This is a genomic window from Bacillus sp. B.PNR1 (assembly GCF_030386235.1).
Lineage (GTDB): Bacteria > Bacillota > Bacilli > Bacillales > Bacillaceae > Bacillus > Bacillus stercoris.
Genome location: NZ_JANYMN010000004.1, coordinates 40,551 through 65,584, shown reverse-complemented (window position 1 = coordinate 65,584; position 25,034 = coordinate 40,551). Strand labels below are relative to the sequence as shown.

Here is a 25,034-nt window from a genome sequence, read left to right as displayed (position 1 = left end):
TGATCACGAAACGTGATCGAGCTTTTTTTTATGCCCACCCTTTGTTTTCATATAGAAATATCCTGCAGCTGCCAGCACTGCCGGATAAAGAAGCGCCCAGCCGCTGAATGAGTAAATCACTGCGCACGCCACAAATGCCCCGAGCGCCATCCACCAGCCCGAATCTCTCCAGCTCAGGAGTTTCAGTGCAGCCGCCAATGTACATATGTAAGATGCGATGAAAGCCGCGCTCGGCCCTTTCAACAGAGTCGTCAAATCGATTTGAAACAGGCCATGCGCTGCAAGCACTAAGCCAAACACCGCGGCCATCGCGGTCAAAACACGGATAGGCGTACGTTTTGTCGCACTTAGTTTTCCAAAAAATACGGGTATGTGCCCCTCTCTCGCCAATGCGTACACCATTCTTGAAAAACCAGCAATATTGGCGTGTATGGTGGCGAATGTAATAAAGAGCGCTAAACATACCGTGACATATACACCGCTTTCTCCTGCTCCTTTTGAGATGAGCATGGCAAGCGATGCAATTTCTCCATTCTGTCCATATGAATGAGTCCCCACCGTCACAAATGACAGCATGATATACAGCCCTGCCACACAAGACGCTGCCAAAAACAAGCTGAGCGGGACATCTTTTTCAGGGCGATGAAATTCCTCAGCCAACGGGGTAATCATTTCCCAGCCTACAAAAGAGAAAAAAATCATAACTGAAACAGATCCCGCGGCAGACCAGCCATGCGGAAGAAACGGCTTGAATTCTGCTATCGTGACGTGTGGCAATGACACAGCAATAGAAGTGACAAGCAGAAATACGATGACACATATAACGAGTGTACTGATGTTTGCTGATAGTTGAATCCCTCTCATATGAAGCAAAATAGATATAGCCAGCATACAACCAGCAATCGATGTAACCTGCCAATCCGCCGCCTCTGTGACGTAACTGACGTAATGCGCGCCAGTCAAAGCGATGATGGGAACGCCGATCGGAACGGACCCTAACATGATCCAGCCCAAAATAGCCCCGGCTTTTTTCTGAAAGGCCAGCTGCACATAAGCCGTGATTCCTCCCGCGCTGGGCGCTATTTTCACAAGCCGGGCCAGCGTGCCGACAAGAAGAAAAGATAAGAAGGACATGAACACCCAAACAAATAAAGAAGCGGGACCGGCTGCGTCAGCTGTTACAGACGGCAGGATTAATATCCCGCAGCCTAAAACCGCCCCAATCGTTAACGCCGTCCCTTGTATCCAAGTAATAGAACGCTGTAATTCTGGCAACCTGATGCCTCCTCTCTGATTGATGGCTTTATTATAGAAAAAATAAGACGGCATCCATATGCTACAATGAAGCTAAATCTACAGCATTACCTTATGATCAAAGGAATTTTCATTCATTCGCCTAAATATGTAAAGGAGCCAGACAAATGGACGATACAGACCTTCAGATTATCTCGCATTTGCAGCGAAATGGCAGATTAACGATGGTTGAGCTTGGAAAGCTTGTCGGACTCAGCTCGCCAAGCGCGGCGGAGCGTGTCAGGAAGCTTGAAGACAAGGGAGTGATTACCGGCTACAGCGCGAATATCTGTTACGAAAAACTAAACAAGCATGTCACCGCTTTTATTCTCATGGAGCCGAAAAGCTGCAAGCACTACGCTGCCTTTGCAACATCGCATCCTGATGTAGCAGAAAACCACCGTATCACGGGTATGTACAGCTATGTGACAAAGGTCGTGACAGAATCGGTACATACGCTTGAGGATTTTATTGACGCCTCGATGGCCCATGGAAAACCAACCACGCTTGTTGTGCTTTCTTCTTCCGCTCACCATCCCGCTTTTATGTAACAAAAAACCCGCAGATTAATCTGCGGGTTTTCCTCACTTATTTTTGGGCAGCCTTTAAAGCGCGTGCCCCAATATCTTTTCTGAAAAAGAGTCCCGGTTTGAATATTTCATCAACCGCTTTGTACACTCGTTCTCTAGCCGCTTCAAACGTTTCATCAAAAGCCGTCACATTGGCGACGCGGCCCCCGTTTGTAACGAACTCTCCGCCCTCTGCTTTCGTTCCGGCATGGAAGACCACGACCTGCTCGGTTTCCGCTGCAAGGCTGCCGATCGGCGTGCCTTTTGCGTAGCTTTCCGGATACCCTTCTGATGCAAGCACAACACTAACAGCCGCGGTATCCTTCCATCTTAAGTCAACTTCCTTATCATCTAAAAGATCAAGAAGCACCTGTACCAGATCAGATTCCATGCGCGGAAGCACGACCTGTGTTTCCGGATCGCCGAAGCGGGCATTAAATTCGATAACCTTCGAGCCGTTTTCAGTGAGCATCAATCCAGCATACAAAACGCCAGTAAAGGAACGGCCTTCTTGTACCATTGCTTTGGCGGCCGGCTTGACGATAGTTTCTACAGCATGGCGGACCGTTTCCTCCGAAATTTGCGGAACTGGAGAGTAAGCACCCATTCCGCCCGTATTCGGGCCTTTGTCTCCGTCAAACGCACGCTTGTGATCCTGGGCAATCACCATCGGATACACCTTTTCCCCTTTGACAAAGGCCATCAGAGAAAATTCTTCACCAGAAAGATATTCTTCAATGACGACAGACGCGCTCGCATCACCGAACTTTTCATCCTCAAGAAAATCATGCAGGCATGCGATTGCTTCTTCCTCTGTCATAGCAACAGTAACGCCTTTTCCAGCTGCGAGTCCATCAGCTTTTATGACAATTGGAGCGCCTTTTTCCTGCACATATGCCTTCGCCTCTTCAAAGGAAGTAAACGTGTCGTATTCTGCGGTCGGAATGTCGTATTTCTTCATTAAATCCTTAGCGAACTGTTTGCTTCCTTCGATGATCGCCGCAGCTTTTGACGGGCCGAACACACGCAAGCCCGCTTTTTCGAATTCATCCACCAGACCTTCAATTAAAGGAACCTCAGGACCGACAATGGTCAGGGCGACCTGATTTTCTTTTGCAAATGAGACAAGCCCTGCGTGGTCGCTTTCCTCAATGTTTACAAGCTGTGCGGAAGCTGCCATGCCGTCATTTCCGGGAGCGGCAAATACATTCTCGACGAGGCTGCTTTGCGCTGCCTTCCATGCCAGCGTATGCTCTCTTCCGCCTTTACCGATAATTAATACATTCACGTCGTTTTCATCCCCTTAATGTTTGAAGTGTCTGATGCCGGTGAATACCATGGCAATGCCGTATTCATCCGCTTTTTTGATGGAATCCTCATCACGGATCGATCCGCCTGGCTGAATGATGGCTGTAACGCCCGCTTTTGCCGCTTCTTCGACAGTATCCGGCATTGGGAAATATGCATCAGAGCCGAGCGCGCTGCCCTTCGCTTTTTCTCCTGCTTGCTCGATTGCGATTTTCGCTGATCCGACGCGGTTCATTTGGCCTGCTCCCACGCCGACTGTCATGTTGTCCTTCGCGAGAACGATCGCATTTGATTTCACATGCTTCACGACTTTCCAAGCAAGCTTCAAGTCCTCCCACTCTTGCTCGTTCGGCTCTCTTTTTGTCGGAATGCTGATCTCCGCATCATCGAAGCCGTGCATATCTAAATCTTGAATCAGCAGCCCGCCTTGAACGGATGTCAGCTGTTTTTCCTTTTGAACAGCAGCAGATACGTCAAGCGTCAGTAGACGAAGATTTTTCTTCGCAGTCAGGACGTCAAGCGCTTCTTGGCTGAATGAAGGCGCAATGATGATTTCTAAGAAAATGTTGTGAAGCGCTTCGGCAGTTGCCTTGTCCACTTCACGGTTCAGCGCGATAATGCCGCCGAAGATAGATGTTTTATCCGCTTCAAACGCTCTGTCAAACGCTTCTGAGATTGTTTCCCCGGTCCCAACACCGCACGGATTCATATGCTTCACGGCAACCGCAGCCGGCTCAGTGAATTCACGAACGATTTGAACTGCCGCGTCCGCGTCTTTAATATTGTTGTAAGAAAGCTCTTTGCCGTGGAGCTGTTCTGCTTGCGCAATGGAGCCTTTAACAGGAAGTGCTGTTTGATAGAATGTTGCTTCCTGATGCGGGTTTTCTCCGTAGCGAAGCGATTGTTTTTTCTCAAATGTTACAGTGAATTGCTCTGGTTCTTTTTCACCGACAACGTCTGTCAGATAGTCAGCGATCAGTGCATCATATGCCGCAGTATGACGGAATACTTTTGCCGCCAGTTCGCGTTTTTTCTGAAGAGATACGCTGCCTTCTTCTTTGATTTGCTTCAGCACTGGGCTGTAATCGGCCGGATCGACGATAACCGTCACATCCTGATGGTTTTTTGATGCCGCACGCAGCATGCCAGGTCCGCCGATGTCAATATTTTCAATCGCTTCTTCATACGTGACGTCTTCTTTAGAAATCGTTTCTTTAAATGGATAGAGGTTGACGACAACGAGGTCAATCGGCTGTATCCCGTGTTCATTGATCTGCGCCATATGCTCTTCATTGCCGCGAACCGCCAGAAGACCGCCGTGAATATTCGGGTGAAGGGTTTTTAACCGACCGTCCATAATTTCAGGAAAGCCTGTCACTTCAGAAATTCCGATCACATCCACGCCGTTTTCTTGAAGAAGCTTTTTCGTTCCGCCTGTGGAGATGACTTCAACGCCAAGCTCTGTCAGTTCTTTTACGAAAGGAACAAGATTTGTTTTATCTGAAACACTGATTAATGCACGTTTAATGGTCATGCCTTTTCACCTCTGTTATTTAATCCTAATAGCTGTTTAATCACACTCGGATACCATTTATGCTCAAGCTTGTGAATTCGCTGTTCGATTGTTTCCAATGTATCATGTTCATCAATTTCGATTGCCTTTTGAGCGATGATCGGACCTGTATCCATTCCTTCATCGACATAATGCACGGTGATTCCGGCCACCTTCACACCCGCTCGGAACGCCTGTCCGACTGCGTCGATTCCAGGAAACGCGGGAAGAAGCGACGGGTGAATGTTAATGATTTTCCCTCCATATGCTTGAAGGAGCGTATCTCCGATCAGCCTCATATAACCGGCAAGAACAATCAATTCAACCTCGTGAAGACGAAGCTGTTCAATAATGGCTTGTTCAAATGCAGCCTTGTTTTCATAAGACTTCGGCTCAAATGCAAAGGATGGAATGTGGAATGCTTCCGCCCGTTCGATGACTTTCGCCTGCGGTTTGTCGCAAACGAGGAGCGCTACTGACGCATCCCAGTTCTCCTCCTTCAAACGCGTGACGATGGCTTCGAAGTTTGAACCGTTTCCTGATGCAAATACCGCAATCTTTTTCATGAAAGTGCCGCACCGCCAAATGTGACGCCTTGGCCTTTTTTCACACGCCCGATCAAATAGGCTTTTTCGCCATGGCTTTCAAGCGTTCCGATCACATCTGTCAGATACTCTTCTTTGACAGCCAAAACAAAGCCGATACCCATATTAAAGACGTTGAACATGTCTTCTTCCTTCAGCTTGCCGTACTCTTGCAGGAAAGAGAAAATCGGCGGGATCGGCCATGAACCGTGATCGATTTCCGCACTTAAGCCTTCTGGAAGCATGCGCGGGATATTTTCGATAAATCCTCCGCCTGTGACGTGCGCCATGCCGTCAATTTTTCCGCTTTTGACTGCGGCAAGCACAGGCTTCACGTAAATTCTTGTCGGTTCAAGCAACTCCTCGCCAAGCGGGCGTTCAAACGGTTCATATGTTGTATCAAGATCCAGCTCCGCATCATCCAGAAGCACTTTTCTGACAAGGGAAAATCCGTTGCTGTGAAGGCCGCTGGAGCTGAGGCCGATCAAGAGATGGCCCTCTTGGATGTTTTCTCCAGTCACGATTTCGTCCTTTTCTGCCACTCCGACTGAGAAACCGGCAATATCGTATTCATCAGCTGTATAGAGCCCCGGCATTTCAGCCGTCTCGCCGCCGACTAAGGCTGAACCTGACTGCTCACAGCCGTCCGCCACACCTTGTACAATCTGTTCAATTTTGACAGGGTCCGCTTTGCCAACCGCTAAATAATCAAGGAAAAACAGCGGCTCTGCACCTTGTGCCAGCACGTCGTTGACGCACATCGCAACAGCGTCCACGCCAATCGTGTCATGCTTATCCATGGAAAAAGCGAGCTTTAATTTTGTGCCGACACCGTCCGTTCCCGAAATGAGAACTGGCTTTTGATAAGAAAGCTCAGACAGGTCAAACATGCCGCCAAAACCGCCAAGGCTGCCCATAACGCCAAGCCGTTTCGTGCGCTCCACGTGTTTTTTCATTCGTTTTACAGCTTCATATCCGGCTTCGATGTCAACCCCTGCGTTTTTATATGCTTCAGACATCCTATTCACTCCTTTAAGGCGCTTTTCAAAATATCTCCCCTAAAGAGGGCAGAAAGAGAAAGGCAGCCGAACTGCGCTGCCTTTATGTCATTTTCAAGTTTTATTTGGTTAATACTGCTTCTTTCACATGAGGAAGCACTGTATCCTGGTAAATTTCAGTCGGATATTTTCCTGTAAAGCAAGCGAGACACTGTCCGCAATTCGAGTCATCGTATTTTCTGCCGATGCCTTTCAGCAGCCCTTCCACACTCAAAAATGAGAGGGTATCGGCTCCGATTTCCTGACGGATTTCTTCAACAGAATGCGAAGACGCGATCAGTTCTTCATGTGTGGAAGTGTCAATGCCATAAAAGCACGGATGAGCGATCGGCGGTGAACTGATTTTCACATGCACCTCTGTCGCACCCGCTTCTCTCAGCATCGTGACAATCCGGCGGCTAGTTGTTCCGCGTACGATCGAATCATCCACCATCACGACGCGTTTGCCTTCTACAACCCCGCGCACCGCAGACAGCTTCATTCTGACGCCTTGCTCACGCAGAGCCTGGGACGGCTGAATAAACGTTCTGCCAACATACCGGTTTTTGATTAAGCCGAGCTCATACGGAATGCCTGTTGCCTCTGCATAGCCGATTGCCGCTGAAATACTGGAATCTGGAACCCCGGTTACGACGTCAGCTTCAACTGCGGATTCCTGAGCCAGCATTTTCCCAAGGTTTTTACGGGCACTGTGCACATTAATACCGTCAATATTGCTGTCTGGTCTGGAGAAATAAATGTACTCCATGCTGCAAATAGAACGGTTGATATTCATGGAAAAACGCTCTGATTTCATGCCTTCATCATTGATGATCAGCATCTCACCCGGTTCTACCTCACGAAGGTACGTTGCGCCGACAACATCAAATGCGCATGTTTCCGATGCGACCACATAAGCGTCGCCCATCATGCCGATCGACAGCGGTCTAAGCCCGTTCGGGTCAAGCGCGACAATCATTTCGGTCTCTGTCATGATCAGAAACGCGTAGGCGCCTTTCAGCATGGAAAGCGAGTTTTTAATTTGATCCTTCAGTGTGAAGTGGCCGCTTCTTTTGATCAGATGGGCCAAAACCTCTGTATCCGAAGAGGTTTGAAAAATGCTCCCTTGATTTTCGAGCTGCTGCTTCAGCTGAGTGGCGTTGACAAGGTTTCCGTTATGAGCAAGCGCCAGGCTGCCGTTGTTTTGGGAACGGAAGAGGAGCGGCTGTACATTTTCGTATCCGCCGCCTCCAGCCGTTGCGTACCGAACGTGCCCGATAGCGCCTTTTCCCTTTACTTTGCTGAGTTCGCCATTTTGAAATACTTCAGTGATCAGCCCTTGGCCTTTGTGCGCCGTCAGTTTTTCACCATCAGTCGCTACGATGCCCGCACCCTCCTGCCCTCTGTGCTGGAGGCTATGGAGACCGTAATATGTGATCTGCGGGGCTTCTTCATGCCCCCAAATCCCAAATACGCCACATTCTTCATTTAAGCCTTTGATTTCAGCAAGCATGGGATAGCTCCTTTCCATGCGCGTTCAAGCTCTTTCGTTTGCGCATGAATCATTTGTTTTCCGTCTTGGTTTTGAATCGCCAGAATTCCGTCAGCCGTTACCTCACCAATATGAACCGCATCTTTTACAGCTGCTTCAAACGCTGCTTGGTGTACTTTTTTCACTGAAACAACGAAGCGGGATTGAGATTCAGAGAATAATAACGCTGCTTTCCCTGCAACAGTTACGTTAGCGCCAAGGTTTTCCGTCGTCATGACACTTTCCGCAATCGCTACGCCTAGGCCGCCTTCAGACACATCATGCGCAGATTGAACGAGGCCTTTTTTAATTGAGTCAAGCAGTGCTCTTTGGCGTGACAGCTCTACATCAAGATCGATTTGCGGCGCTTTGCCGTAAATGCGGCCTTCTGTCATTTTTTGCAGCTCGCTTCCGGCAAACTCTGGTTTTGTTTCGCCGATCACGTACACAAGATCACCCGCTTGTTTGAAATGCTGTGTTGTAATGTGTGCTGTATCTTCAATTAAGCCGACCATGCCAATAACAGGTGTCGGGTAGATCGCCGTGCCGTTTGATTCGTTATAAAGCGATACGTTTCCGCCGATAACCGGTGTGCTGAGAACATTGCACGCCTCGCTGATGCCGTCAGCCGCTTTTTCGATCTGCCAGAAGATTTCCGGCTTCTCCGGATTTCCGAAGTTAAGGTTATCCGTGACCGCAAGCGGTTCTGCGCCTGAGCAAATGATATTGCGCGCCGCTTCAGCAACAGCAATTTTCCCGCCGACTTCAGGATCAAGATAGAGATAACGCGCGTTACAGTCTGTCGTCATCGCCAGCGCTTTTTTCGTTCCGCGGATTCTGAGAACACCAGCATCAGACCCGGGAGCGACAACTGTATTCGTGCGCACCATGTAGTCATACTGGTCGTAAACCCACTCTTTGCTCGCAATCGTCGGCTGCTGAAGAAGCGCCTTCAGCGTTTCATTCGCATCTTCAATTTGCGGGGCAGGAACGTCCGTTTCCAAAAACTCGCGATAGTAAGCAGGCTCTTGAGAAGGTTTATGGTAAACCGGTGCTTCTTCTGCCAAGGCATCAACAGGCAGCTCGCACACAACCTCTCCTTTGTGTGTCAGGCGAAGCATTTTATCATCTGTCACACGTCCGACAGAAACCGCTTCAAGATCGTACTTATCAAAAATATCGATGATTTCTTGCTCACGTCCGCGCTCGATGACCAAAAGCATCCGTTCCTGTGATTCAGAAAGCATCATTTCATACGCGCTCATGCCTGTTTCGCGCTGAGGAATCAGGTCAAGGTTCATTTCAATACCAGAGCCGGCTTTACTTGCCATTTCTGCACTTGAGCTTGTTAAACCGGCAGCTCCCATATCCTGAATGCCGACTAAGGCGTCGCATTGGATGACTTCCAGACACGCTTCAAGCAAAAGCTTCTCCATAAACGGATCGCCGACTTGGACAGCAGAACGCTTTTCTTCAGATGAGTCTGACATCTCTTCAGAAGCAAACGTAGCGCCGTGGATTCCGTCACGCCCGGTTTTCGCTCCTACGTACATTACGGTATTGCCGACACCCTTCGCCTGGCCTTTTTTGATGTCTTCATGATTGATTAAACCGACGCACATGGCATTGACAAGCGGATTTCCTTCATAGCTGCTGTCAAATTGCACCTCTCCGCCGACTGTCGGGATGCCGATACAGTTGCCGTATCCGGCGATACCCGCTACTACTTCTTCAAACAAGTACTTCACTCGCGGTGAAGTCAGTTCACCAAATCGAAGAGAGTTCAATACAGCGATTGGACGGGCACCCATCGAGAATACGTCACGGATGATTCCGCCTACGCCAGTGGCAGCGCCTTGGTAAGGCTCTAGAGCTGATGGGTGGTTATGTGATTCAATTTTGAAGACAACCGCTTGGTTATCACCGATATCAACGATTCCGGCGCCTTCCCCCGGCCCCTGCAGCACACGCTCGCCGCTTGTCGGGAATTTACGCAAAATCGGCTTTGAGTTTTTGTAGCTGCAATGCTCAGACCACATGACAGAAAAAATTCCGATTTCAGTGTAGTTCGGCAATCTTCCAAGAATGGATTCTATCAATGCAAACTCATCATCACTGACACCCATTTGCTGATACAGTTTCTCTTCTTTTATTTGTTCTTTACTTGGTTCAAGCAGTAGTGACATGAGTTTCCCTCCAATTTTTCACGATAGACTGGAACAATTTAAGACCGTCGGCGCTTCCAAGCAGTTCATCGACCGCGCGTTCAGGGTGAGGCATCATGCCTAATACATTGCCTTTCTCATTCACGACACCGGCAATGTCGCTGACACTTCCATTAATATTAGAGCCGTATGTGAAAGCAATTTGATTGTTTTCCTTTAATGAAGCAAGCGTCTCGTCATCACAGTAGAAATTCCCTTCACCATGGGCAACCGGGATTGTAATCGATTGTCCCTTTTCGTAGGAAGCTGTGAATAATGTTTCGTCGTTCTGCACAATCAATTCAACCGGACGGCAAATGAACTTCAAATCTTTGTTGCGTCTCATTGCGCCTGGCAGAAGCCCAAGCTCCTGTAAAATCTGGAATCCGTTGCAGACGCCAAGAACAGGTTTTCCTTCAGCCGCCGCCTGTTTGACAGCTGGCATAATATTCGCAAATCGGGCGATGGCGCCGCATCTTAAGTAATCGCCGTAAGAAAATCCTCCCGGAATTAACACGCCGTCGAAGCCGTCAAGACTTGTTTCCTCATGCCAGACATATTCCACTTCATGGCCGAGCTCATCCTTTACAGCATGATACATATCGATATCACAGTTGGAGCCGGGTAACACAATCACCGCAAATTTCACTGTGCGACTACCTCCTCAACTTCATATCTGTAATCTTCAATCACTGTATTTGCAAGAAGTTTTTCGCACATTTCTTTCACTAGCACGTCAAGATCACGGTCAGATTTTTCAATGGTAAGCTCCATGTATTTCCCGATGCGCACATCTTGAACTTCGTTGTAAGTCATACTGTGCAAGGCATGCTGGACAGCGCTCCCTTGTGGATCTAGTACACTTTCTTTTAAGCTGACATAAACTTTTACTTTATACATGATGAATGCCTCCCAGTCTTTTGAAAATCTCTTCGTATGCGTCGGTTAAGCTTCCCAGATTGCGTCTGAATAAATCTTTGTCCAGCTTTTCGTTTGTTTCTTTATCCCACAAGCGGCATGTGTCAGGAGAAATTTCATCCGCCAAAAGCACTTGCCCTTCTGCATCTAAACCGAATTCAAGCTTGAAATCTATTAATCTGACATGACAATCGTCGAAAATGCTTTGAAGCTCTTCATTTACTGTTTTTGTAATGGACTTAATGGTCTCTACCTGCTCAGGAGTCGCCGCCTTCAAAAGCCAAATATGATCTTCGGTGATGAGCGGATCACCCAGGGCGTCATCCTTGTAGTAAAACTCGATAATCGGCTGTTCAAGTTCCGTGCCTTCTGGAATGCCGAGACGTTTGGACATGCTTCCTGCCACAACATTTCTGACGACGACTTCAAGCGGCACGATCGTTACCTTTTGAATGAGCTGCTCCGTTTCCGAAATGCGCTCGATAAAGTGATTGTTAATGCCCTTTGTATGAAGATGTTTGAAAATCAAGCTTGAAATCTCGTTATTTAAGCGTCCTTTTCCGCTGATTTCTGCTTTTTTCTCGCCGTTAAAGGCAGTGGCGGAGTCTTTATACACAACATACAGCGTGTTTTCGTCATCGGTTTTGTAGATCTTTTTTGCTTTTCCTTCATATAAAAGTTCATTCTTCACAATATTCACGGAAGGCCTCCTAACCCGAATGTTGGGAATTTTCAAACTGCGGCGGCATAGAAGAAGCCGCTAAAAGCTTCTTCTATGCTAAACCTAAACGTTCAAAGATCAGATCAACATTTTTCAGATGGTAGTTGTAATCAAAGCAGTCAGCAATTTTTTCCGGAGAAAGACGTGACGTAATTTTCTCTTCCGCTTCCACAAGCTCACGGAACGGCACTTGTTTTTCCCACGCTTCCATTGCTTTCGGCTGAACAGTATCATAGGCTTCTTCACGTGTCAGGCCTGTGTCGATCAAAGCAAGCAGCACACGCTGAGAATAGATAAGGCCTAGAGTGCGGTCCATGTTGCGCTTCATGTTTTCCGGGAAGACCGTTAAGTTTTTCACGATGTTGGAGAAGCGGTTCAGCATATAGTTCAGCGCAATTGTCGCATCCGGAAGAATAATCCGTTCTGCTGAAGAATGAGAAATATCGCGCTCATGCCATAATGGAACATTTTCGTAAGCTGTCATCATGTAGCCGCGGATCACGCGCGCCATGCCTGTCATGTTTTCAGAGCCGATCGGATTTCGTTTATGCGGCATTGCAGATGAACCCTTTTGCCCTTTCGCGAAAAATTCCTCAACTTCACGTGTTTCACTCTTTTGCAATCCGCGGATTTCCACAGCGAATTTCTCGATGCTTGTCGCGATTAAAGCAAGTGTTGCCATATAGTCAGCATGACGGTCACGCTGAAGGGTTTGAGTTGAAATTGGTGCTGCTTTCAATCCGAGCTTCTCACAGACATATTGCTCAACAAATGGATCAATGTTCGCATATGTGCCGACAGCGCCGGAAATCTTTCCAACCTCGATGCCTGCTTTGGCTTGTTTAAAACGCTCAAGATTACGTTTCATTTCTTCATGCCAAAGCGCAAGTTTTAAGCCGAATGTTGTAGGCTCAGCGTGTACGCCGTGTGTGCGCCCCATCATGACTGTGTATTTATGTTCTTTTGCTTTTTCTTTAATAATGTCAACAAATCTCTCAAGATCCTTGAGCAGAATATCGTTTGCCTGTTTTAATAAGTAGGAAAGAGCCGTATCAACAACATCAGTTGACGTTAAGCCGTAGTGCACCCATTTTCTTTCTTCGCCCAGTGATTCGGAAACGGCGCGTGTAAAAGCGACAACGTCATGACGCGTGTCCTTTTCGATTTCTAAAATGCGGTTGATGTCAAATGACGCGTTCTCACGCATAACTTTTACATCTTCTTTCGGAATGACGCCAAGCTCCGCCCACGCTTCACAGGCAAGAATCTCTACCTCCAGCCATGCTTGAAATCTGTTTTCGTCCGTCCAAATCGCAGACATTTCAGGTCTTGAATAACGTTCGATCATTCTGCTTGTCCTCCGTCTCTATTCATCCATTTATTTGTGATCTCCTGAATCCATTCGTCTTCAGGCTGCTTCATAAATGTAATATGCCCCATTTTGCGGCCTTTTTTGATTTCATGTTTTCCATATATATATAGCTTTGCCTCTTTTAAAAGATCCGGGTCTTCCTCAACAAGCTTTACTTCATTGCCGAGAAGATTCACCATCATGCCCGGCTTCAGCAAATCTGTCTTGCCAAGCGGGAGCCCGCATACCGCCCTGATATGCTGTTCAAACTGGCTCGTCTCGCAAAGGTCCAGCGTATAATGCCCAGAATTGTGCGGTCTTGGCGCCAGTTCATTAACCAAAAGCTCTCCGTCCTCTGTCAGGAACATCTCAACAGCAAGCGGCCCGACAAGATTGAGCTCATCAGCAAGCTTAACGGCCAGCTCAGCAGCCTTCTGCTGAATCCCTTCCCCGGCCCGTGCAGGCACAATGCTTTGGAAAAGAATATTGTTGTGGTGAATGTTTTCAGCTGCCGGAAATGTTGAAACTTCTCCGTTTACCGATCTGACGACAATCACTGACAATTCCATTTTAAAAGAAACCCAGCTTTCAAGAATACAGGTTCCGTGTTCTAAAAGAGCGGCTGCCTGCTCCATTTGCGCCTCTTCTTTTATCACAAATTGGCCTTTGCCGTCGTACCCGCCGCGGCATGTTTTCAGCACTGCGGGTAACCCGAGCTCCTGTACCGCCTGTTTCAATTCATTCTGTGTTTTGACGATGCTGTACGGGGCGACTTCACAGCCCGCGGCTTGGATTGCTTTTTTCTCTGTTTCACGGTTTTGGGTAATGAGCAGCAGCTCACTTCCTTGCGGGAGATATGCATGGTCTTTCAGCCAATGCAGCGCATCATAGTCAATGTTTTCAAACTCATATGTGATGATATCGCTGATTTCAGCCAATTGTCGAATCGCTTCACGGTCATTATAATGAGCGGTAATTTCGACATCCGCAACCTGCCCGCACGGCGAATCTTTCACAGGATCAACGACCGCGACTTTATACCCCATTTGTTTGGCGGATACAGCCATCATTTTCCCAAGCTGGCCGCCGCCGATTATGCCGATTACAGCTCCCGGATAGATGATTTGTTTAGACAAGCTGATCACTGCTTTCTAACACCGTCTGTTTTGTATTTTCTCTTCTCTCATCCAGCTTACGGGCAAGATCTTCGTCAAAAGCTGACAAAATTTGCGCCGCTAACAGGCCTGCGTTCACTGCGCCCGCTTTGCCTATGGCTGTCGTCGCAACAGGTACGCCTCCAGGCATTTGGACGATGGATAGCAGTGAATCCATGCCGTTCAGCGCCTTGGACTGAACCGGCACTCCAATGACCGGAAGCGTTGTTTTCGCCGCCGTCATCCCAGGCAGATGCGCCGCTCCACCGGCGCCGGCGATGATCACCTTGATGCCTCTTTCTCTGGCGGTTTCAGCGTATTCAAACATAAAATCAGGCGTCCGGTGAGCGGAAACGACCTTTTTTTCGTACGGAACATTAAGTTCGTCAAGTATGTCGCATGCGTGTTTCATTGTCTCCCAATCGGAAGTGCTTCCCATGATGATTCCTACTAGCGGCTGCATTCTGTTCCCACCTTCTAATGCTTTAGTTTTCAGAAAATAAAAAATACCCGAATTTGCATTGCACTTATGAGGAAGCAATACAAACCGGGCATGGTACATGTATCGTCAGTCGTTCGCTTCTGCGATATATCCATGTCAGTTTTATCGATCACTTTCCTGCATAGTCCGGCAATTTACGGTTGCCGGGTAGAAACTTATGGGCCATATTCCCAAGATTATATGAGGTCGTGTTTTGATTTCATGTTTATCTTAACAACGGACATGGATAATGTCAACGATATTATCGAACAATACAAAAATTCATTCTACTAATGTTCGTGTTTTAGATCAATTTCCCTTCAAATACGATTTTTTTCCCGCACGGAACGATCTGAATTGACCCATTTTCCTTTTTTTCCATAAAAATAGGCTCTTCCATTCGCCTTACAGGCAGATAACCTTCTTCTTTCATTTGCTGAAGCACCGCATCAATCGTTTGCTGCTCTGTCACTTCAAACTTTTTCTTCTTCGGCTTTGCCATTATTCTTTAATTCTCCTCTTCTTCACCGCTTTGACCCAGAAGCCCCCGTGGATTGTTTTTGGTTCGTACGCAATAATAAAGGCCTTTGAATCAAGTGTTTTAATCGTATCATATAGCTGGAGTTCATATCTTCTAGGCGTCAGAATCTGAAGGGCTGTACGGTCACCTTCGAGTCCGCCGGCCACCCAATTTGTCACGCCGTAGCCTTTTTCACGGAGCTGCTTCGGAAGATCAAGATCGAGCTCCTTCGTAATGACGTTGACCATAATATAGCCAAGCGCCAATTTTTCTTCTATTTTCATGCCGACAATCACGCCAAGACCGTAACCGAGCGCGTACGCGATCACGTTTTGAATCTGGTCTAGGTTGTCAAGCACAAGACTCAGCCCTGTCACATAAACCAGTATTTCAATCGTGCTGATGCCGGCCGCTAAATAACGCTGTCCTTTCAGCGTTAATATCATTCTTATCGTAAAAAATGACACATAGACAATATTAATAATGAGAATTATGAGAACCATGGCTATCCCATTTGATAAGATGGTTTGCATCATTTTATTTCATCCCCCTACTCTTCAGCTTGCATAAAGCATTCATATTCTACTAGAGAAATGAGTCGTTTACAATGAGCCGAGGCCCAAAGCCTAAGGAAAATATTTCGACACGCTTTATGAGGTTAAACAGTAGTAGTTTACCCGCTTTCTCACCTTTTCAAAATCAAAAAAAGCCCGCTTTTCAGCAGACTCACCTCTTCTCATCTATTGTCAGATCTCTTTTTTCATTTTCAGAAGGGACTTGTATTCTTTCTCAAGCTCACTAAGCGTGTAGTGGGCCAGCTGTTCCCCTCTTCCCTGATAAAATTCCGAGAGCAGTAATTTGGTTTTTAAAAATTGCTTCTTTTGATTAATTGCGCGGCGAAGTACTTCAGCCATGTCCATCATCCTCCTTCAATATAAAGGTTTTTGCGCTGGACGTTTACAGCATTTTCCCCATCATACACGGGTTAATCCTACAAATCAACTATGTTTTTTAGATATATTTGTAAAAAGTGTGACATGAAAAAACCGGCTGCTTTGAGCCGGTTTTTTCATTAAAGCGGAATCAGCGATGCCGTGAAATATTCAGAAATAAATGGCCAAGTCACTGCCATAAATAGCAGCGCTATCCCCACCACAGCCAATACACAATAGATATAATCAATCGGTGCATCTTCTGCCGCCTGGTACACCCGCTGTACATACAGCGCGATGATAAAAAAGATGGAAAACAGGATCAGCACCGTAAACAGAACTGTCAGCATTGGGATATTCACGATCGCAAAGATCAGCCATATAATTGAAACAGCTATCACCGGTACAAGCAATGAACCCAATACGGCAGCCGCTTCTCTGAACGTCACCTTCTGCTTCATCATGTAGCGGGAGACAGCCCATATAGCAAAGACCATTACCGCGAAAAAGATCAGCAAATACACTAGAACAACTAAAAACCCGTCATAGAAAGCATGATGGCGTTCTCCGAAACCGAGCGGCCGGTTCCAGCTCGCCTTTAACTGAAACCAGTTCCCAATTGAAAAGATCACACTGAATATAAGCATTGAAATCAGACCGTACTTATAATGAGAAAAACCATCCGCTATGACGGTTTTCGCCGGTGATTTTAAAATCGAGAATGCAAAACCGCAGTATCTGTTGATGGCTGCCCATACAGACGCAAGCTTGTCTTTAACAGCCGATTCACCGCGTTCCTGGCGCGGTTTCTGCTTTTGTTTTTGCTTCTGCTTGCTTTGGCGGCTTGCCTTTCTGGACATTCTCGATAGCGGTTCTTCATCTGCATCTATTCTTTCACTCTGGTTAATTTCTTCTTCAAACGTTTCTTTTCTTTCTTCCGTCATGTCAGCAACTCCTATCAAAAAAATACGGCGGAATACCATTCAGCAAGAAAATAAAACACTTATATAAGGTACCGAAGCCTTCCTGAACAGTCAAGTCATTTCCATTTAAGTAAAGCATGGCTTCACATCTACATGACGGTATATCGTATGAAATGGTTTTATCTTTTGCAACAAAAAAACCAGCTGCACCGGCAGCTGGTTTTTCATTCCTTATTTTAAGAAGATAAAGTACAGGACAAATACAACAAACAGCCCGTACATGATTGGATGAACCTCTTTGGCTTTTCCTTTGCACACCATCGTAATCGGATAGAAAATAAATCCGATGGCAATGCCAGTTGCAATGCTGTACGTTAACGGCATCATGATCATGGTAAGGAAAGCAGGAACGGCCACCTCGAACTTATCCCAAGCGATTTTGCCAAGCGGCGCCACCATCAATGCACCAACAATAATAAGCGCCGGCGCTGTTACATTTGACGTGACGACCGATAGGAGCGGCGAGAAAAACGTAGCCAGTAAAAAGAGAATCCCTGTTACAATTGCGGCAAATCCTGAACGGGCACCCGCAGCGACACCTGAGCTTGATTCCACGTAAGAAGTTGTTGTAGACGTACCAAGCACGGCACCGATCACAATAGAAGATGAATCAGCTAAAAGCGCACGCCCCGCACGCGGCAATTTGTTTTCCTTCATTAAACCAGCTTGTGTTGCCACAGCAACAAGTGTACCAGCTGTATCAAAAAATCCGACAAACAAGAATGTTAAAATAACGATCAGCATTTGTACGGAGAAAATATCAGGAAGGTGAATCCACGCTTGTCCGAAAGTCGGCGCAAGGCTCGGCACACTTCCGATGATCTGAGTCGGAACCGGAACCAAACCGAAAATCATGCCGGCAACCGCTGTTAACAGCATCCCGATAAACACGCCTGCGTTCACGCGAAGCACCATTAAAATAACTGTTACAATCACACCGAAAATGGTTAACAGCACAGGACCGCTGTGAATGTTTCCGATCGTGACGAGCGTAGAAGGATTTGCAGTAATGATTCCTGATCCTTGTAAGCCAACGAATGTAATAAACAGGCCGATCCCCGCACCGACTGCCAATTTCAGCTCAGGCGGAATGGCGTTGATGATTTTTTCACGAAAACCTGTTAAAGAAAGAGCAACGAAAATAAGACCTGAAATAAAAACACCAGACAAAGCTGCCTGCCATGAAATGCCCATACCAAGGACAACAGAAAACGCAAAAAACGCATTCAGCCCCATACCGGGCGCGATGGCGATCGGATATCTCGCTATTAATCCCATTAAGATACATCCTGCTGCAGACGCCAGCGCTGTCGCCGTAAAGACCGCACCTTGGTCAATTCTCAGCGCCTCCGGAAAATCTTTCACGCTGTCCAAAGCAAGCGTAATCGGATTGACGAACAAAATATATGCCATAGACAAAAAAGTCGTTAATCCGCCAATGATTTCATTGCGATAGCTGGTGCCCAGCTCATCAAACTGAAAATACTTTTTCAAGCTATTTGACTCCCTTCACTCTTTGCTATTTATCCTGCCCTGAAATCGCCAAATAAAAAACGCCCCAATAATTTTGGGACGCTTGACTACAGACGGATTTCAGTTCGAATAAATAAACGTGTTTTATTTATATCAAACGAAAGAAATGTTTACGTAGTCAAGCCATTTACGGTAGCTTGGTAGAAACTTGCGAGCCATATCCCCGCGATTATACGAATTCATCTTATTTGATTTCTGTGTCTATTGTACCAAGTTCATTTTGAAATGACAATATAAATAACGAACATTACTTATTAAAAAAATTGGTTTATTCGTCTATTGACTAAATTGGTAACAATGATAAAAACCGTATGTATGACAACATACGGCTTTTCGACTTATGATTATTTTTTTTCGGTAGGCTGACTCACCTGATGAACTGGTACAGTAAACGAGATTGGCTTTTGTTGAATCAGGTGATTTAAAACGCTCTTATCAATATACAAGCCGTACTCATTAAACTCAAAATGCTTTAAAGACAGCTTATCATTATAATCATCATCAAGTTCAAAAGTAGACACCATTTCCGCTTTGTTCATATTTTTCACTTTAGCTATATTTGCTTTCAAATAATAACCTTCTTCATAATCACCCACTGGATCAAGCCAAGATTGCATTTTTTTCGAATCACCAAGGCCAATCGTTTCACCGATATTCACTAAGTCATTTTCATTCATGCTTGAGGTATCAATTCCAGTGAAGCGATAATGAACCAATACTTTCCTCCCTTTTTGGTTAATGTTATTGATTTCAATCCCTATGTTTTGATGGTTTGTTTCTGAAATATGAAACGGCATCTCTGCATTTAGCGGGACGATTTCACTGTCCTCTGCCTCAGATTTATTGTTTGCTATTAATGTTAGCTTTTTTGCCTTTGGATTAATTGGTGATTCTAACTGTGTTTGTCCTTTTGCTCTTACCGTTCTCTCGTTTACTTTTTTGCGGTCTCCAAGTTGGATGTTTGACGCTGTCATCTCATATGTGTTCCCTAAATCATCTTTGACTTCGTTAATTTCAACCGTATCATGCTTTGCTACGCCTTGATAATCGATTGTAAATTGAAGGACAGATCCGAGCTTTCCGTTCTCCACTTGAATATTGGAAAATTGATAACGATTGTGTTGCACTGATACCACTTTCGAGCTTTCTAAATAACTAGCATTCTTTTTGGTAATAGGCAGTTTGAATCTCCAATTTCCCTGTATTTCATTGATATGAGTAATCACAAAAGGCACGGTATCCCCATTTTTTATTTCTGTCCCTTTTGTATAAAGCCTTAATTGACCAGCATATTGTTTGTTATTTAATTTTTTGAGCATTAAGGAATCGTAGTTGATTGAAAAATTATTGTTAAAACTCGCTTTACTCACATTATAACTGAGCTCTTTTTCATCAGACTGGAGGTTATCAACAGTAAAGTTATACACAAGCTGCCCGGCATCGTAATACGAGCTGTTTACCGAAACAGTGATTCCCCTTGACTCAGCTTTTTCATTCAAAGCTGTGACCAGATTGCTTTTAAATAATGATAGACCAACTTTATCTTGAAACTCCTTATAAATTTGGCCGACAATGGGTATGCTCCCCATCGCTTTGTTTACAGAAGGCAGAAAAAGACCGGACGTTAAATACAGTATACCTACCACAGCAGCAACAGCGATTCCATTTGTAATAGTTCGTGCCCATTTAAAACGGCGCCTTGTGTTACTCTCATTTTCAGCACGAACAACAGCTTGATGTATTGCTTTTTTTAGCGCTGTCTTAGGCACTTCAATGTCATCAAATATCTGCTTCATTTGGTGTTTGTCCATTTGTTTTGATCCTCCTTTTCCAGCTCCTGTTTCAATGCTTTTCTCGCTCTATGTAAATGGGTTTTAATTGTGCCTTCTGCCATTCCTGTTTGTTCAGCTATCATTGAAATCGAATAATCTTGAAAATAATAGAGCTGTATCGTGAGCTGAACATGTTCATCAAGTAAATCAATCGCATTTCGCAAGTCTATGTATTCCTCAATATTTGCTTGATTGGTTCCAGCATCATGATGTTTCTCAAACGGAACCAAATCTCCTTTCTTTTTATTCATGGCAAAAATGGTATGAATCAATATTCGAGTAAGCCACGTTAAAAAATACTTTGGTTCTTTTAGTTTTTCTATACTGATAAAAGCTTTATAAGCTGTTTCCTGTACAGCATCAAGTGCATCTTCTTTATTTCTTAAATAAAGATAAGCGGTTTTATATAAAGTTTCCTGATGTGCCAGCATAAGCTTTTCAAAGGCCCGAGCATTTCCTTTTCTCGCCTTTGTAATCAATCTTTCTTCCTTCACCTTATCCACCTCCTATGTTGTTAGATACGAAAACTGCCGAAACGGTTTCAAAAAGTTAACAAAAAAACGCCCCTTTTGAAAAAGGGACGTTTTTCTCATTGTTATTTACTTATTCCCACTCAATTGTCGCAGGCGGCTTGCTTGTAATATCGTACACCACGCGGTTAATGTGCTTCACTTCGTTTACGATACGTGTCGAAATGACTTCAAGCACATCCCACGGGATACGCGCCCAGTCAGATGTCATGCCGTCGATTGATGTAACGGCGCGGATTCCGATTGTGTAATCATATGTTCTTGCGTCACCCATAACACCAACGCTGCGGATGTCAGGAAGAACCGTGAAGTATTGCCAGATATCACGCTCTAAGCCGTGATTTGCAATTTCTTCACGCAAGATTGCATCTGATTCACGAACGATTTCTAGTTTTTCTTCTGTTACTTCGCCAAGAACGCGGATTCCGAGTCCCGGTCCTGGGAACGGCTGGCGCCACACGATTTCATCCGGAATGCCGAGCTCTGTGCCAAGCGCGCGCACTTCGTCTTTGAAGAGCGTGTTTAACGGCTCGATCAGCTCAAACTGCATGTCTTCAGGAAGCCCGCCGACATTGTGGTGAGATTTGATCGTTTGCGCCGTTGCGGTACCGCTCTCGATGATATCTGTGTAAAGCGTACCTTGTGCAAGGTAGTCGATGCCTTTGAGCTTGTCCGCTTCATCATCGAATACGTAAATGAATTCATTACCGATGATTTTGCGTTTTTGCTCAGGATCAGAAACGCCTTTTAGTTTATCTAAGAATCGATCTTGTGCGTCTACTTTAATCACGTTCATGTTAAAGCCTTCGCTGAATGTTTTCATAACACCCTCAGCTTCGCCTTTACGGAGAAGACCATGGTCTACAAAGATACAAGTCAGCTGGTCGCCGATCGCTTTATGAATCAAAACAGCAACAACAGAGGAATCAACGCCGCCGCTTAGCGCGCAAAGAACCTGTTTGTCTCCGACTGTTTCACGGATTTTTTGCATTTCGATTTCGATAAAGTTCTCCATTGACCATTCGCCTTCGCATTCGCAAACACCGAATACAAAGTTTTTCAGAAGATCATTGCCGTATTCAGAGTGGCGCACTTCTGGGTGGAACTGAACGCCGTACCATTTTTTGTCTGCTTTGCTCATTGCTGAGTTCGGGCAGTGATGGCTTGTCGCGTCAACAGTGAAGCCTTCAGGAACTTCTACAACCAAATCGCCGTGGCTCATCCAAACCACTTGTTCATTCGGAAGATCTCTGAACAAATCAGGTGTGCCTTCGATGTGGATGTTTGCTTTTCCGTATTCACGCTGGCTTGCCGCTTCAACTTTACCGCCAAGGTAATGAGTCATCAGCTGCATGCCGTAGCAAATTCCCAATACAGGAATATCAAGCTCGAAGATTTTCTCGTCACAGCGGAAAGAGTTTTCATCATACACACTGTTTGGACCGCCGGATAAAATAATTCCTTTTGGATTCATTTTTTTAATTTCTTCAGCCGTCAATGTATGTGGATGCAACTCGCTGTATACACCGAATTCACGGATACGGCGTGTAATCAGCTGGTTATACTGACTGCCGAAATCAAGGACAAGAATCATTTCATTCACTAACTTTGTCATGGTTGTCACCTAATCTCCTCTAAGTTTTTTGACACAGAAAAAAACGAGGACAGATATGAAGCTCGCTCCGCCCTCTTTGGCAAGGCCGTTTGCCGGAGTCAGGCCAACTCGCTCCCAGACTCCGATAATATTCACTAATTCTAACAACACGTCGATAAGTGGTCAAGACCATCTTCTTTTAATTAAATTTTCCCATAACTCTCTCGAATCATTCCATAGCGCCGAAGAATCTTCATTTCTGTAAAGCGCCCTTTCATAGCTTAATGTCAGCTTTGACATGTCTTCTATGTCGTATTTTTCATCGATTCGTTTCGCATAATCACGCAGCGTTTCACTGTCTCGTTTTGGCAGTCCTTTTCTCTTCAGTTGTTTCAGCAGTGCGCCATATGCCTCAAAAAAGGCGTGCTGATCGCTGCGCCGCTTCAATCTCCTCACAGCGAAAACAGGAATCCATAACGAACGGAAAGCATACAGCAATACCGCTGCCACCAGGAGGACTGCAAGAACCATAAACGCTGCATACCAGCCTGCACCGGCATTTGTATGCGAAGCGGACGGCTTTTTAGAAACAGCTGGCTCCCGTTTTTCCTTTGGCTTTACCCCTTTTTGCGGCTGTTTTTTCTCTTCTTTCTGTTTCTCTTTTGTTTTCTTCGTCGAGCTGCTGTTATCGCTGCCGGAGTCCTTTGTTTCAGAAGAAGTAAATTGAGCCGGATTAGTAAACCCTTTAGTCGGCTCAAATGTAACCCAGCCCTGTTCTGGGAAATACACCTCTACCCAGGAATGGGCATTGTTATTTGTCACTTCGTAGATGCTGCCATTTTTGTTTCCTGCTTCTTTGTATTCGCCGGACGTATAACCCTTTACCCAGCGGGCCGGAATACCGGCCGAGCGCAAGAGCACCACCATGGCGGAAGAAAAGTTATCACAATAACCCATTTTCGTTTCAAACAGAAATTGATCGACATAATCCTCATCATTCTTAGGAATGGTCACTTTTTCTGTTTCATATGTGAACGCATTTGACCCTAAATAGTCCTCAACCGCTTTCACTTTATCAAACATATTGTCGTGATCCTGAGTCAGTTTGATCGCAAGGGTTCTCACCCGCTCTGGCAGTGAATCTGGAAGCTGCATGTAGCGATCGCTGAATGTGTACTCCTCACTGTTTTTTCTCACTTTTACCTTTCTCAGTTCATCCAGCTTATAGACCGGGGAATTGTACGCTACTTTATAATTCCCCATATTTCTGATTTCACCGGCTTGTTCACTGATCGGAGAAATCTGCTCCGTGTTACCGTTCATTTCAAGTGAGACAGCCTGCTTTGGCTGAATGGTGACCGCACCAATCGGATACATCAAATGGTTGTACCCATAGTGCTTATCAACCTTTACACGGACTGTGCGGCGCTCTGTTGCCACTTTATGGTCAAACCACAGATTTTCCACTTTTCCTCCGCTAAGCTGATATGACATGCCTGTGTCTGTTTCAACCCAGCCTTTCCCGGTATACGTATCCTTCGTTTCCACACGGAAATACGTCCGCTCTTTTCCCTGCCATGTAAAAACGGGTGTAGCATCCTGCTGGAACGGGCCGCCGAGTGATTCATCATGATTCCCGTATCCGATTTTGCTTTCTCCTGCAGACACGCGGTCTTGATGAGTGATTTTTTTAAGAAAAGGCACCGGATCAGGCCAGGCCGGATCTGATTTTGGAGCGGCTAGTCCGAATCCCACTGCAGCCAAAACCAATAAAGATAAAGGAAGAAACCATTTCAGGACAGATGTTTTTGGCAGTGTGATTCTTTCCATCAGCTTAATGCGTTCTAAGTATAAAAGGCCCAGCATAAAGAAGCCGATCAGCACGATACGGATGACGGCAAAAGTGGCATCATATGGCGTAAAGGTATCAAGAATCGTAATATACGCTACTGTCATCATAAAGAAAAACAAAATTCTTCTCTGGTAAATCACCCAATAATGCAGAAGATAGACCAGCAGCCACAGCAGTACAAAAAACAGCAGGGTTCGAAAAGAAGGAATCATGTCATTCCATTGCCCTGATTGAATCAGCGTGATATTCAGATAGACATCCTGCAAAAAAGAGCTGATCCAGCTCAAGTCGAATATAGATCCTTGATAAAACAGGATGTGTATCGAGAGCAATGTAAATAAGATACAAAAAGGAACGGTGACAAACCACCTCATCCGAAAAAAAGTCAGCAGAAACGTCAAGCCGATAAAGACAATAAAAAACCCCGTATGTTTCGTTTCAGTAAAACTGTTGAGCGGCCTGAGCCACTCCCACAGCAATAAAAAAGCCAGAAAATAAAATAACAGCAAGCTCAAACGGCTTCCCTTCTGATCATCGTGCGGCATGTGAACCCGT

General features: G+C 45.7%; 23 protein-coding genes and 2 riboswitches. Of the genes, 1 reads left to right on the top strand and 22 read right to left on the bottom strand.

The window, feature by feature from the left end; all coding sequences use genetic code 11:
• Positions 1-3: 3 nt before the first annotated feature.
• Entirely contained in the window at positions 4-1,329 is a 1,326-nt protein-coding gene (locus NZD81_RS19265; protein WP_289861058.1) for an APC family permease, read from the bottom strand.
• A gap of 92 nt (positions 1,330-1,421) precedes the next feature.
• Here NZD81_RS19265 and NZD81_RS19260 point away from each other — a divergent pair, with 92 nt between their 5' ends.
• Positions 1,422-1,844: an Lrp/AsnC family transcriptional regulator gene (locus NZD81_RS19260; RefSeq protein WP_040083956.1), complete on the top strand. Its 423-nt coding sequence runs from the start codon at positions 1,422-1,424 to the stop codon at positions 1,842-1,844.
• 37 nt (positions 1,845-1,881) lie between these two features.
• Here NZD81_RS19260 and purD read toward each other — a convergent pair whose 3' ends face one another.
• The 21 genes from purD to NZD81_RS19155 form a co-directional block, all read right to left on the bottom strand.
• Positions 1,882-3,150: a phosphoribosylamine--glycine ligase gene (purD, locus tag NZD81_RS19255; RefSeq protein ID WP_069840064.1), complete on the bottom strand. Its 1,269-nt coding sequence runs from the start codon at positions 3,148-3,150 to the stop codon at positions 1,882-1,884.
• A 15-nt stretch (positions 3,151-3,165) separates the two neighbouring features.
• Entirely contained in the window at positions 3,166-4,704 is a 1,539-nt protein-coding gene (purH, locus tag NZD81_RS19250; protein ID WP_014663066.1) for a bifunctional phosphoribosylaminoimidazolecarboxamide formyltransferase/IMP cyclohydrolase, read from the bottom strand.
• Positions 4,701-5,288, bottom strand: a complete 588-nt coding sequence (gene purN / locus NZD81_RS19245) for a phosphoribosylglycinamide formyltransferase (RefSeq protein WP_014663065.1) — start codon at positions 5,286-5,288, stop codon at positions 4,701-4,703. The genes purH and purN overlap by 4 nt, the downstream gene beginning before the upstream one ends.
• Positions 5,285-6,325, bottom strand: coding sequence for a phosphoribosylformylglycinamidine cyclo-ligase (gene purM, locus NZD81_RS19240; protein ID WP_014663064.1), 1,041 nt, complete (start codon positions 6,323-6,325; stop codon positions 5,285-5,287). Before purM ends, purN begins: the two co-directional genes overlap by 4 nt.
• Before the next feature lie 100 nt (positions 6,326-6,425).
• Positions 6,426-7,856 carry an amidophosphoribosyltransferase gene (gene purF / locus NZD81_RS19235; RefSeq protein ID WP_003233947.1) on the bottom strand — a complete coding sequence of 477 codons (1,431 nt, stop codon included), beginning with the start codon at positions 7,854-7,856 and terminating at the stop codon, positions 6,426-6,428.
• A complete protein-coding gene (purL, locus tag NZD81_RS19230) occupies positions 7,832-10,060 on the bottom strand; it encodes a phosphoribosylformylglycinamidine synthase subunit PurL (RefSeq protein ID WP_289861057.1) in 2,229 nt (742 codons plus the stop codon). The genes purF and purL overlap by 25 nt, the downstream gene beginning before the upstream one ends.
• Positions 10,044-10,727 carry a phosphoribosylformylglycinamidine synthase subunit PurQ gene (purQ, locus tag NZD81_RS19225; RefSeq protein ID WP_014663062.1) on the bottom strand — a complete coding sequence of 228 codons (684 nt, stop codon included), beginning with the start codon at positions 10,725-10,727 and terminating at the stop codon, positions 10,044-10,046. Before purQ ends, purL begins: the two co-directional genes overlap by 17 nt.
• A complete protein-coding gene (gene purS, locus NZD81_RS19220) occupies positions 10,724-10,978 on the bottom strand; it encodes a phosphoribosylformylglycinamidine synthase subunit PurS (protein WP_003219409.1) in 255 nt (84 codons plus the stop codon). The genes purQ and purS overlap by 4 nt, the downstream gene beginning before the upstream one ends.
• On the bottom strand, positions 10,971-11,696 hold the full coding sequence (gene purC / locus NZD81_RS19215) for a phosphoribosylaminoimidazolesuccinocarboxamide synthase (RefSeq protein ID WP_014663061.1): 726 nt from the start codon (positions 11,694-11,696) through the stop codon (positions 10,971-10,973). Before purC ends, purS begins: the two co-directional genes overlap by 8 nt.
• Before the next feature lie 73 nt (positions 11,697-11,769).
• A complete protein-coding gene (gene purB, locus NZD81_RS19210; protein WP_003233955.1) occupies positions 11,770-13,065 on the bottom strand; it encodes an adenylosuccinate lyase in 1,296 nt (431 codons plus the stop codon).
• Complete coding sequence (purK, locus tag NZD81_RS19205) at positions 13,062-14,204, bottom strand: 5-(carboxyamino)imidazole ribonucleotide synthase (RefSeq protein WP_134975876.1); 1,143 nt, start codon at positions 14,202-14,204, stop codon at positions 13,062-13,064. The genes purB and purK overlap by 4 nt, the downstream gene beginning before the upstream one ends.
• Positions 14,197-14,685: a 5-(carboxyamino)imidazole ribonucleotide mutase gene (gene purE, locus NZD81_RS19200; protein WP_014663058.1), complete on the bottom strand. Its 489-nt coding sequence runs from the start codon at positions 14,683-14,685 to the stop codon at positions 14,197-14,199. Before purE ends, purK begins: the two co-directional genes overlap by 8 nt.
• Before the next feature lie 141 nt (positions 14,686-14,826).
• Positions 14,827-14,928: riboswitch (purine riboswitch) on the bottom strand.
• Positions 14,929-15,007: 79 nt separating this feature from the next.
• Positions 15,008-15,205, bottom strand: a complete 198-nt coding sequence (locus NZD81_RS19195) for an NETI motif-containing protein (RefSeq protein ID WP_003219403.1) — start codon at positions 15,203-15,205, stop codon at positions 15,008-15,010.
• Complete coding sequence (locus tag NZD81_RS19190) at positions 15,205-15,759, bottom strand: DUF2179 domain-containing protein (protein WP_009966729.1); 555 nt, start codon at positions 15,757-15,759, stop codon at positions 15,205-15,207. Before NZD81_RS19190 ends, NZD81_RS19195 begins: the two co-directional genes overlap by 1 nt.
• Before the next feature lie 210 nt (positions 15,760-15,969).
• Positions 15,970-16,137, bottom strand: a complete 168-nt coding sequence (locus tag NZD81_RS19185) for a Fur-regulated basic protein FbpA (protein WP_014663056.1) — start codon at positions 16,135-16,137, stop codon at positions 15,970-15,972.
• A 158-nt stretch (positions 16,138-16,295) separates the two neighbouring features.
• Complete coding sequence (locus NZD81_RS19180) at positions 16,296-17,099, bottom strand: hypothetical protein (RefSeq protein WP_014663055.1); 804 nt, start codon at positions 17,097-17,099, stop codon at positions 16,296-16,298.
• 210 nt (positions 17,100-17,309) lie between these two features.
• On the bottom strand, positions 17,310-18,632 hold the full coding sequence (pbuG, locus tag NZD81_RS19175; protein WP_040083966.1) for a hypoxanthine/guanine permease PbuG: 1,323 nt from the start codon (positions 18,630-18,632) through the stop codon (positions 17,310-17,312).
• 134 nt (positions 18,633-18,766) lie between these two features.
• Positions 18,767-18,868: riboswitch (purine riboswitch) on the bottom strand.
• 147 nt (positions 18,869-19,015) lie between these two features.
• Entirely contained in the window at positions 19,016-20,482 is a 1,467-nt protein-coding gene (locus tag NZD81_RS19170; RefSeq protein ID WP_289861050.1) for a DUF4179 domain-containing protein, read from the bottom strand.
• Positions 20,464-20,997: a sigma-70 family RNA polymerase sigma factor gene (locus tag NZD81_RS19165; RefSeq protein WP_017695646.1), complete on the bottom strand. Its 534-nt coding sequence runs from the start codon at positions 20,995-20,997 to the stop codon at positions 20,464-20,466. The genes NZD81_RS19170 and NZD81_RS19165 overlap by 19 nt, the downstream gene beginning before the upstream one ends.
• Positions 20,998-21,106: 109 nt before the next feature.
• Positions 21,107-22,648 (bottom strand): glutamine-hydrolyzing GMP synthase, encoded by a 1,542-nt coding sequence (gene guaA / locus NZD81_RS19160; RefSeq protein WP_024571783.1) that lies wholly within the window; start codon positions 22,646-22,648, stop codon positions 21,107-21,109.
• Positions 22,649-22,810: 162 nt separating this feature from the next.
• Entirely contained in the window at positions 22,811-25,024 is a 2,214-nt protein-coding gene (locus NZD81_RS19155) for a transglutaminase TgpA family protein (protein ID WP_282374038.1), read from the bottom strand.
• Positions 25,025-25,034 lie beyond the last annotated feature (10 nt).

Bases quoted from the DNA above. Each gene is read 5' to 3' on its own strand.
- purN (WP_014663065.1), bottom strand. From the start codon at position 5,288: ATGAAAAAGATTGCGGTATTTGCATCAGGAAACGGTTCAAACTTCGAA.
- NZD81_RS19170 (WP_289861050.1), bottom strand. From the start codon at position 20,482: ATGGACAAACACCAAATGAAGCAGATATTTGATGACATTGAAGTGCCT.
- purM (WP_014663064.1), bottom strand. From the start codon at position 6,325: ATGTCTGAAGCATATAAAAACGCAGGGGTTGACATCGAAGCCGGATAT.
- NZD81_RS19185 (WP_014663056.1), bottom strand. From the start codon at position 16,137: ATGGCTGAAGTACTTCGCCGCGCAATTAATCAAAAGAAGCAATTTTTA.
- purH (WP_014663066.1), bottom strand. From the start codon at position 4,704: ATGACCATTAAACGTGCATTAATCAGTGTTTCAGATAAAACAAATCTT.
- purF (WP_003233947.1), bottom strand. From the start codon at position 7,856: ATGCTTGCTGAAATCAAAGGCTTAAATGAAGAATGTGGCGTATTTGGG.
- NZD81_RS19190 (WP_009966729.1), bottom strand. From the start codon at position 15,759: ATGATGCAAACCATCTTATCAAATGGGATAGCCATGGTTCTCATAATT.
- NZD81_RS19265 (WP_289861058.1), bottom strand. From the start codon at position 1,329: ATGCCGTCTTATTTTTTCTATAATAAAGCCATCAATCAGAGAGGAGGC.
- NZD81_RS19155 (WP_282374038.1), bottom strand. From the start codon at position 25,024: ATGCCGCACGATGATCAGAAGGGAAGCCGTTTGAGCTTGCTGTTATTT.
- NZD81_RS19180 (WP_014663055.1), bottom strand. From the start codon at position 17,099: ATGACGGAAGAAAGAAAAGAAACGTTTGAAGAAGAAATTAACCAGAGT.
- purB (WP_003233955.1), bottom strand. From the start codon at position 13,065: ATGATCGAACGTTATTCAAGACCTGAAATGTCTGCGATTTGGACGGAC.
- purE (WP_014663058.1), bottom strand. From the start codon at position 14,685: ATGCAGCCGCTAGTAGGAATCATCATGGGAAGCACTTCCGATTGGGAG.
- NZD81_RS19260 (WP_040083956.1), top strand. From the start codon at position 1,422: ATGGACGATACAGACCTTCAGATTATCTCGCATTTGCAGCGAAATGGC.
- guaA (WP_024571783.1), bottom strand. From the start codon at position 22,648: ATGACAAAGTTAGTGAATGAAATGATTCTTGTCCTTGATTTCGGCAGT.
- purS (WP_003219409.1), bottom strand. From the start codon at position 10,978: ATGTATAAAGTAAAAGTTTATGTCAGCTTAAAAGAAAGTGTACTAGAT.
- NZD81_RS19195 (WP_003219403.1), bottom strand. From the start codon at position 15,205: ATGGCAAAGCCGAAGAAGAAAAAGTTTGAAGTGACAGAGCAGCAAACG.
- purL (WP_289861057.1), bottom strand. From the start codon at position 10,060: ATGTCACTACTGCTTGAACCAAGTAAAGAACAAATAAAAGAAGAGAAA.